This window comes from Dyadobacter sp. SRI_021, assembly GCF_057586235.1.
Genome location: NZ_JBYCZM010000006.1, coordinates 397,742 through 406,989, shown reverse-complemented (window position 1 = coordinate 406,989; position 9,248 = coordinate 397,742). Strand labels below are relative to the sequence as shown.

At 50.4% G+C, this 9,248-nt stretch carries 4 protein-coding genes; 2 read left to right on the top strand and 2 right to left on the bottom strand.

Going from position 1 to position 9,248, the window contains the following annotated elements:
* The first annotated feature begins 27 nt into the window (after window positions 1-27).
* Window positions 28-4,062 (top strand): hybrid sensor histidine kinase/response regulator, encoded by a 4,035-nt coding sequence (locus AC2YIT_RS20615; protein WP_487280417.1) that lies wholly within the window; start codon window positions 28-30, stop codon window positions 4,060-4,062.
* A gap of 111 nt (window positions 4,063-4,173) precedes the next feature.
* On the opposite strand, the gene AC2YIT_RS20610 is transcribed toward AC2YIT_RS20615, so the two are convergent.
* A complete protein-coding gene (locus AC2YIT_RS20610) occupies window positions 4,174-4,926 on the bottom strand; it encodes a helix-turn-helix domain-containing protein (RefSeq protein ID WP_430849273.1) in 753 nt (250 codons plus the stop codon).
* A gap of 694 nt (window positions 4,927-5,620) precedes the next feature.
* Between AC2YIT_RS20610 and AC2YIT_RS20605 the strand changes: the two genes are divergently transcribed.
* Window positions 5,621-5,911 (top strand): hypothetical protein, encoded by a 291-nt coding sequence (locus tag AC2YIT_RS20605; protein WP_430849275.1) that lies wholly within the window; start codon window positions 5,621-5,623, stop codon window positions 5,909-5,911.
* A gap of 124 nt (window positions 5,912-6,035) precedes the next feature.
* On the opposite strand, the gene AC2YIT_RS20600 is transcribed toward AC2YIT_RS20605, so the two are convergent.
* Window positions 6,036-9,131 (bottom strand): T9SS type A sorting domain-containing protein, encoded by a 3,096-nt coding sequence (locus AC2YIT_RS20600; protein WP_487280416.1) that lies wholly within the window; start codon window positions 9,129-9,131, stop codon window positions 6,036-6,038.
* Window positions 9,132-9,248 lie beyond the last annotated feature (117 nt).

Genomic DNA, 9,248 nt, shown 5'->3' with positions numbered 1-9,248 from the left:
TTCTTCTCCACCAAGTACGCTTCTTCGATGACCAGTTACAAAAGTCTCCTGCTTAGCCTGATTACTATTTTTGCCTGCTTCGATACGAGAGCCCAGTCATTTAAAAACATTTTAGAAAAAGAAGAAGAGCCCATCAATGGCGTATTTGCCATTGCGCAGGGTAAAGACGGCCTGATGTGGTTTGGCACCCAGAACGGGCTGATCCGGTATGACACCCGCAGCCTGACCCGCTACCTGAAGGATCCCGCCGGAAAGCCAGTCTTTAGGGGCATTCAGGACATCATATCCGACTCACAAGGCCGCATCTGGGTAGGTACTGACTCGGAGTTGACACTGTATGATCCAAACACGGCCCATATCACCCATTTTAAACATGATTCGACCCGCGCTAATTCGCTGTCCCACGCGTGGGTCAACTGTGTAATGGAAGATAGCAAAAACCAAATTTGGGCAGGGACGCAGCATGGACTCACCCGCATTGTTACCCATAAGGGATCGGTCAACATATCGCGCCATCTGCAAAATGAATTCGAAGGCGCGTCACTTGAAATCAAATGCATAGCCGAAGGCAAAGACGGAACGCTCTGGCTCGGCTCGGCTAACGGACTAATCAGGATGCCGGTCAATGGTGACAAGCCGAAACTGTACCGAATGCCACCGTCTGCAGCCGAACCACTGCGGAACGAGTTTATGACTATTTTCATAAACAACAATGGCCCTGTCTGGCTTGGGAATGGCAACGGCGGACTGATCCGGTTCGATCCGGCAAAGGAAGTTTTCAGCACCATCAGCAGTTTGAAAAATACAGCCGGTGGCCTGCCGGTTGTACGGGATATTATTTCGGACAGGCGCGGCAGGCTGCTGCTTGCTACCGACTCGGGCCTGGCGCATTTCAACCCGTCGACAGGGGAAGTGGATTGGTATGTGAACCAACCCGGTGCCCCACATAGCCTGCCTGACAATTCGCTGTATGCTGCCTACCTAGACAACCACGGCGGGCTTTGGCTGGGAAGCTACTATGGTGGGATCTGCTACGTCCACCTCAACTCTCCCCGCTTCAAACGCTGGCCATTCGGCCCTGACGACCCCCGCGCCAGCTCATTCGTGAATGCCTGGATCGGAAAAAGCAAAACGAGTTGTATGTGGAGCATTTCGGACGATCTGCAAAAACTGCTGCTCTTTGACGCCGCAGGTAAAAAATCCGAGATGTTTCCCCTAAAACTAGACGCCAAAGCAGATTATTATGCATTTTACATCGATGAAAACGAAGTACTCTGGGCTGGCGGCGAAGCTGTGTTAACCAGTGTCGATTTCCGACGGGGTATTTACCGCCATTACCCCCTTCTGGTGCCGGGAGGGCCCGAACTAAAAAAAGGACGGACTTACGTGATCGCCGAGGATAGTTACGGGCATTTCTGGGTGGGAGGAGCTTATGGTTTGCTCTTGCTCGACAAAAAAAACGGCACCTTCACCAAGGCCGCAACGGTTAACTACGCGGCCTCTATTTTCGAGGATTCGCGCCGGAATATCTGGATCGGCGGAAGTGCCGGACTTTACCGGCTCAAGCCCGAGGCAGCCAAAATTCCTAAACTTGTCATCGAAAAAATCCGCTCAAATTCGGAGTTCTCCATTTCATGGCGTGTGAATAAGGACAAGTGGGGAACAATCTGGGCCGCAGGTCATACACAACTGCTAAGCTACAATCCTGAAAAGAACCAGTTTGAGCTGAATAACGACATTCCGCAAGAAGATGTATATGATGTGGTGCCCGACAGCAAGGGTTATCTCTGGATCAATGCGTCTACGAAATTATACCGCTACCATCCCAGGGAAAAGACGCTTCAATCGTACAGCTGGCAGGACGGCCTGCCTGCGAAAGGGACCTTGATGCAAGGCGCCGGCACGACCGACCGGAATGGCCATCTCTATTTCGTGACCGATAAAGGCATGTTCAGCTTCGATCCGGCCGCGATATCCATACCCAACCGCTCCGCCCCTATTGTTCTCAGTTCCTTAAAATTATTTAACAAAACAGTGCAGGCAGGTGACAGTACCGGTATTCTTCCGGTACCCGTCGGAAAATTAAAGGAAATCACCTTCCGGCATGACCAAAGCATTTTCACACTCGACTTCGCGCTGCTGGACTACATGAGATCGGACTTGAACCGCTATGCCTACAAAATAGACGGCATCGACCGGGACTGGAACTATGTCAAAACGCCATCGGCAACCTATACGAACCTCCCGCCAGGCAGCTACATCTTCCAGGTCAAGGCGGCTAATGGCGACGGTATCTGGACGAAAGAACCGCTTCAAGTTAAAATCAACATATTACCGCCTTGGTGGCGGACCTGGTGGGCATACCTGACCTATCTGCTGCTGGCTACCGGTGTCATATATACTATTGCCCGGTTCCTCTGGATCCGGAGCTCTTTCCGGAGAGAAAAGGCATTGAACCAGGTCAAACTCGATTTTTTCACCAACATTTCGCACGAAATCCGCACGCACCTTTCGCTGATCAGCGGGCCATTGGAAAAGGCCTACCAACAAGCCACGGAGGGCAAAAGCAACGAAAACTACCTCAGTTACGCACGTAATAGCTCCGACAGGCTCATGCTCCTGGTGAATGAACTGCTCGATTTCCGTAAAATCCAGAGTGGCGGTACACGCTTGCAAGTACGCGAGCATGACGTGGTGAAGATTATTAAAAGTGTGATCGCCGCATTCGAGCATATGGCTAAGGAAAAAGGGATCGAAACCGTGCTGATAGCCCCCGAAACGCCCGTTTTGCTGTGGTTTGACGTCGCCCAAATGCAGAAAGTGTTTTACAATCTGTTGGGCAACGCCTATAAATTTACCCACGAGGCCGGTCGCGTGGAAGTACGCATTACCGAGGTTTCCAACGAAGTAAAAATTACCGTAGAGGACAATGGGAAGGGGATGTCGCAGGAGCATTTACAAAAACTTTTCACCTATTACTACCAGGCAGATTCCGAAAAACCAGGCTACGGCATCGGGCTGGCCCTTTCGAAGGCAATCGTCGAGCAGCATCACGGCTACCTCACTGCCGAAAGCCGCCTGCATAGCAACCATGCGCTGAATGGAAATGCGACGAGCACCCGCAACGGTTCGCCGGGCGACGCCTCGCCGGGTGGCACCACGCTGACAATCCGGATGCTGCGGGACAACCGGCATTTCGCACCCGAGCAAATCACATCTAACGGATATGCATATACGAAAGAAATATTAACTGACGTGGTAGCCTTGCCAGCCGGTCACCACACCGCCAATGGAAAGCAGGTCAATACTATCCTGATCATTGAAGACAACGACCAGTTACGGGTATTTATCCGCGACCTCTTTGAAACCGATTTCAACATACTCGAAGCGGAGAATGGCGCACGTGGACTCGAACTGGCGAACGGACATTTGCCCGACATTGTACTGTCTGATGTGATGATGCCGGAAATGAACGGGCTTGAAGTGTGCAAACGGCTGAAAAGCAATATGGCCACGGCGCACATTCCCGTGGTATTGCTCACGGCCCGAACGCAGAACGAACACGTAATCGAAGGGCTCGAATCGCGCGCGGACGACTACCTGGCCAAACCATTCGATCCGCGGATTCTTGAATTGAAAGTCAACAACCTGATCCGCGTGCGGGACGAGCTGCGAGCGCGCTACCGGGAGCTCGCACTGGTGGACGGAGCTGCAAACAACATCGCCCGGGACGTGAACGAGGCATTTATCGCCCGACTCAGGGCCATGGTGAAAGATAACCTCTCGAACCCCGATTTCGGTGTGAATGAACTGGCTTCACATGCGGGCATGAGCGTATCGGTGCTTTACCGGAAGTTACGGACACTGACGGACATGACCGTAAACGACTTCGTGAAGGCGGTCCGGCTCCATGAAGCCAGAAAATTGCTCGAATCGGGCGTTTACAATGTGGCGGAAGTAGCGATGATGATCGGTTACGACGACAGCAAGTATTTCAGTAAGGAGTTCAAGAAGACATTCGGGAAAAACCCGATCGAAATTAAGAAGCAGCTCCCTGGCTGATTACTAAATCAAATCAATCCTCCCGAAATCCGGGAGGCTGATCCTATTTACTCAACGTGTACCGAAAAATCGGTTAAGATTCAGTGTGTACAGTGTAGGCTTATCGTATACCTATTTGGTACGTCGTTTTACGTCCGTAGGAGTCTTTCCGAAGAATTTCCGAAACTCTTTGCTAAAATACTTGCTATCCTCATATCCTATCGCTGCGGCGACCTCATTTACAGGATATATCCCCATTTCCAACATTTTCATCGCTCTTTTCATTCTGATCGCTTTAACAAAATCATTTACCGTTAAGCCAGTAATTAATCGGAGCTTACGATACAATACGGAAACGCTGATACCTATCTGAAATGCGATTTTATGGACTCCGAAATCCGCATCGGCAATATTCTCCAATACCAACTGTTCCAGTTTATCAAGAAACTGGTCGCTCACCTCTTTTGATTCAGTTGGTGTTGAAATTTCCTGCGCCAACTTGCTGCGCATGGCATCGCGCAGTCTGATCATGTTTTCGATTTTCAATCTCAACACATGACTATCGAACGGAAGTAAAATGTAGTCGTCTGCACCCGCTCGCAAAGCATCTATCTGCCTGGAAAGTGGCCCCAATAAAATAATTGATACATGCCTTGTATCTATGTCCGATTTCAGCTTTGAACAAATAGTCAGCCCGCCAAGCGAAGAACTTGATATATCGCACAAGACTAAATCGGGCCTCGTTTGTTTTGCCAATTCGAGGCCATATTCAGCACTATTACTTTCCAACACCTGGAAGTTATTCCTTAACACCTCTCTTCTCAAACCATACATATTGGTGCTGTTTCTAATAATCAAAACCAGCCTCCTGTCTTCCGAATTCATAAAATGTCCGAAGTGCGACAATTTTTACTAAATAAAAAATACTTGTTAAAGTACATGCGCAATTACGGCGCAATAAGCAGCCCATGTACATGCCCGAATTGCTTATGGGCAGCCCGGTAAAATCAGAAAACCGACCAACCTGATGACCTGACTGACGACCACAAACATAACGCAAGGCACATTTACTAACAATGCAAAAACGCCCTAAACAGGACATAAAGACGAATTTCCTACCAAATAGCCAAGAATTTCTACCATCGTAAAGCGGACAAAACGCCGGTAAGCCATCATTGCCGGATCCCTCAGTCAGGCTTTCGGCAATAACATCGGAATGCGCACCGGATATTTTATTCAGGTAAGAAGAAAAACACAGTAAAATGACAATTACACCTACCCTGCCTCTGGAAATAAAGGCGCAATTTAGGATCAATACGAATTTTCAACACTCCATCATCAAATCGGAAATTGCTCTTCCAATCACACAACAAAATTGCGTAATATGAGAACTAGTAACATGAAAGAAGATTATATGGTCGTCATATTAGACAACCGTCCAATGTACAGAGCAGGAATTAAATCAATCTTGCAAGAAATGGTACCATCTTGCATATTTACTGAGTATGACTTTCTCTCCGAATTACCAATATATAAGTCGGATAGCGAGATCATTTATTTTTTTATCAGGGTCGGTATAATGTCAGATAAGGCTATTATTGAAAATATCAAAAAGTTAAGATCTGCATACAAAACGTGCAAGATTACCCTTTACGATTATCAGCAGCCCATTGAAAATATAGTCAATTTTTTCCAGGAAAAAATCGACGCATACCTACCCGACGATTTTGGAGAAGAAGAACTCAAAGAGTGTTTCAGTTCTCTGTCGAAAGACCGGATGTTTCTCAATACACAAATCGCAGTGGAGCTATTGGTTAAGACGCCAAATATCCGTTCGAGGAGAAATTTTAAGCTTGTGAGCGCCGTGTAAAGTGCGTGCCGCAATGATATAAAGTGCTGCGAGCAAATTCAGGTTAGTCAAATATGTAAAAAGGGTGCAAGAACGATCTCGCACCCTTTCTATTTACGGATTCTGTATTACATAGCTGCTGCGTCTACTTTACGAAGAAAGTGCAGGTTTGCGTTTCTCCACTAACAGAAATGATCCGCAAAATGTACATTCCCCTGGCTAACCCACGCACGTCAAACTGGCGCTGATTTTCCAGACGAAGTTGCATGACACAGGCCCCGGCAAGGTTGTTAACTTCTACCCGGTATGGCCCCGGCGCCGAAGGACCGATCGTAAGTTTGCCGTCTGCTACTGGATTCGGATAAACAAGGAGCTGATCTCCACCATCCACCCGAAGCGACCGGATTTGGCTGTACGCAAACGTTCCGTCAAGATCGACCATTTTCAAGCGATAATAGCTTATTCCTTTGCGCATCGAAGCATCCGTAAAGTCATAGTCGAGTCGGCTTGCGCTACCGGTTCCGGATGATTGTGACGCTACAAAACCGATTTTCGTCCAGTCAGAGGCATTGGTGCTGCGCTCGATTTCGAAGCCCCTGCTATTTTCTTCGCTGGCCGTAGCCCAGGCCAGATGCACGGTGTTCATCTCGGCGGAAGCTTCAAAGCTGATCAGCGTCACAGGCAATGCGAATTCGGTTGCAATAGTGTAAGCCACTGGGGTACTGCTAGCGCCCGCCGCGTCGGTCATCGAGTAGGTAAAACCAAATTCGTTTCCTGCCGTGCCGCTTCCTACTTTCCCGTAGACCACCAGTTTATTCACATCGAAATCGGGGATGCTCACTGGCCCGCCAGATACATCTATCTGCTGAATGCCGGTCGCTCCGCCGAAGTCGTAATACACCAGGGTATTCGCATTGACGGTATGAATGGTGAATGTGGTCGAAGTTCCCGTGGCGCACGTACCCGCCGCTGCACAATCTTCTGCATCCGAACCTGAAAGCGAACCACCCGTCGGGTAGCCGGTCAGGCTTGTTGACGATGCAGGGATAGACTGATAACCCGCTTCTACCGGAAATGCTGCTGGAGGTATCGCACTGAATGCGCTGTTAGGGACGGTATAGCTCTTTGGATCCGCGACAGGCGGAGTCTGGATACCGAAATTAACAGGGTCCAAAGCAGTTGTAGTAGCCGGAAGAGCGTTCAGGCTCCCCAGATTAACCATTCCCGTATTGTTAGACGGTGCAACGGAGTTTGTTCCGCCCCGGTTGGTGCCGGTGTACTCATAGGCATTCAGGGGCGTATCCGCACCGGTAACAATGTCGCCGATATTCCGGCTCCCGTTCGTCAGCACCACCGAGTAGTTTCCAATGCTGGTCAGCAGGCCACTGCGCACCTCGATGTTATAGGAACCATCGGCCGCTACTTGCACCGATGCCACCACATTGCCCTGCGGGTCGAGCAGATTGGCCCAGAAGCCGTTCCCGGTTCCGCTTTCCGTACCGTCCACAATTGCATCCCCATTGGCATCTATCCAGACATTACCCGGGATGCTGATCATACGTTCGACATTGACGAGCTGGTTCATGACCACAGCGCCACAGGCAGCACTATTAATGGTATAATTAACCCGCAATGTACCGGCCGATGGAATGCTGGCTACCCCCGTGACAGGGTCGATGGTCGCACCGGCAACGGTTGTCAGGCTCGCATCGATGGCGTACGTGCCGCCCGAGGGCGCTCCCACGAATGTTACCGAGCTGCCGGACAGATAGGGGCCCGGTGAAGCCACCGTCAGACTGGCGTCGGTTGTGACAGCCCCGCACACCTGTACCGCGCTGGTACGGAAGTGCACGGTATTGTCGGTAACATCGGTATCGATGTTATCGCCCATACTGCCATGGATGCGGTGGCCTATATAACCGAAGTCGTCTTCGCATTCGCGCAGCATCATGGTTGTATGCCCTCCCGATTCGAGCGAAATAATCTGGGAGTTCGCGTAGCCAGCCTCAAAACTGATAGGCTCTCCGGGATCGACGGGCGTGGAGCCGCTCACGCTCGCATGAACGCCTCTTCCCAGGGCGTAACCACTCTCCTGCCCCCAGTTAAATACCTTTTGGCCATTGGTCAATACATTAATAAAACCATAAAGCCCGTCATGTTCCTGCGGCGATATCCATTTGATATCATTCATGACCGGCCCTGCGGCCGAGGCATAGCGCGGCTGCGTCCAGGTGGTGGGTTGGTTTGCATTAGCCGGGTCCCAGTTTCCGAGCTGCTTGCGGTCATTAGCGCCCAGGGCGAACAACCTGCCGTCCTCGTAGAGTACATAATAGGCCACGGTGTTAGTAAAAGCGGTGGTCGTACCAATCATCTTAACTTTTGCCCCGGCGCCGGCAGGCGGTAGCGCCATAGGAACAGCTCTTGACCGGTTCGCGCTCGCGGCGGCTACACCGTCCCAGGAATTTGCGCCATAAACCCAAAGGTTGCCGGAATTGTCCAAGGCAATCACCCCGGTACGTGAACCCCTTGCGGCCACTATGTCGGTAAGATCACCTCCCGATTCCTTTTGCACTACATTCCAGGATAAATTATTCCCACCATTCACCCCCCGAACCCACGCACTTTGAGACAGGGTATATACCCTTCCGTCACCGCAGGTGGTGATCACGATCGAACCGGATGTAACAAACATCATTTTAACATTTGCTGCCGTAACCCCTGCCGGAAGGCCGATGGACAACTGCTGGAATGGAGTGACATTCACTGCCGGTTGTCCGGTTTCCACAATTACATTGCTGACGTTGGCCGTCAAAGCTGCATCCACGACGGCCCCCGCCCGGCCCCACACCCAAAGTTTGTTATCGCTGGTAAGCAGGATGTACTGCACAGTGTTGCGGCTTGCCGACCCAATGCCCATTTTTAACGGGGTACCGGTGAGCCCTGGGTAGTTGGTAGCATTTACTTCTGTGGGAATAAGGTGGGCGCCCGCGCCATCGGCCTTCGAGAGTTCCCCCCATACTTTGAAAGAACCGTCGATATCCCTCACCGCTGACGAGTGCCAGCCCGAAACGTAGTTGTCGTATTCGAGATTCGAAGCGACCGTAGACGCATAACCGAAATTACCGTAATCCTGACAACCGGATGCACTATAACAGCCCAATTGGGCAAATAATGAATGATTGATGGAAAGCAGCAGGAACCAAAGAAGCCCTCTGGTTAGTACCGTAAAATTTGATTTCATGCCTGAAGAAATTAAGTGATGTAAGCAGCGTTGCGCATGAGCGCGAGAGTGATGATGGAAAGTAACTGCTTTTTAGCCACACCGACGGGAGAAGAAATCGTCAATTATGTACGACTA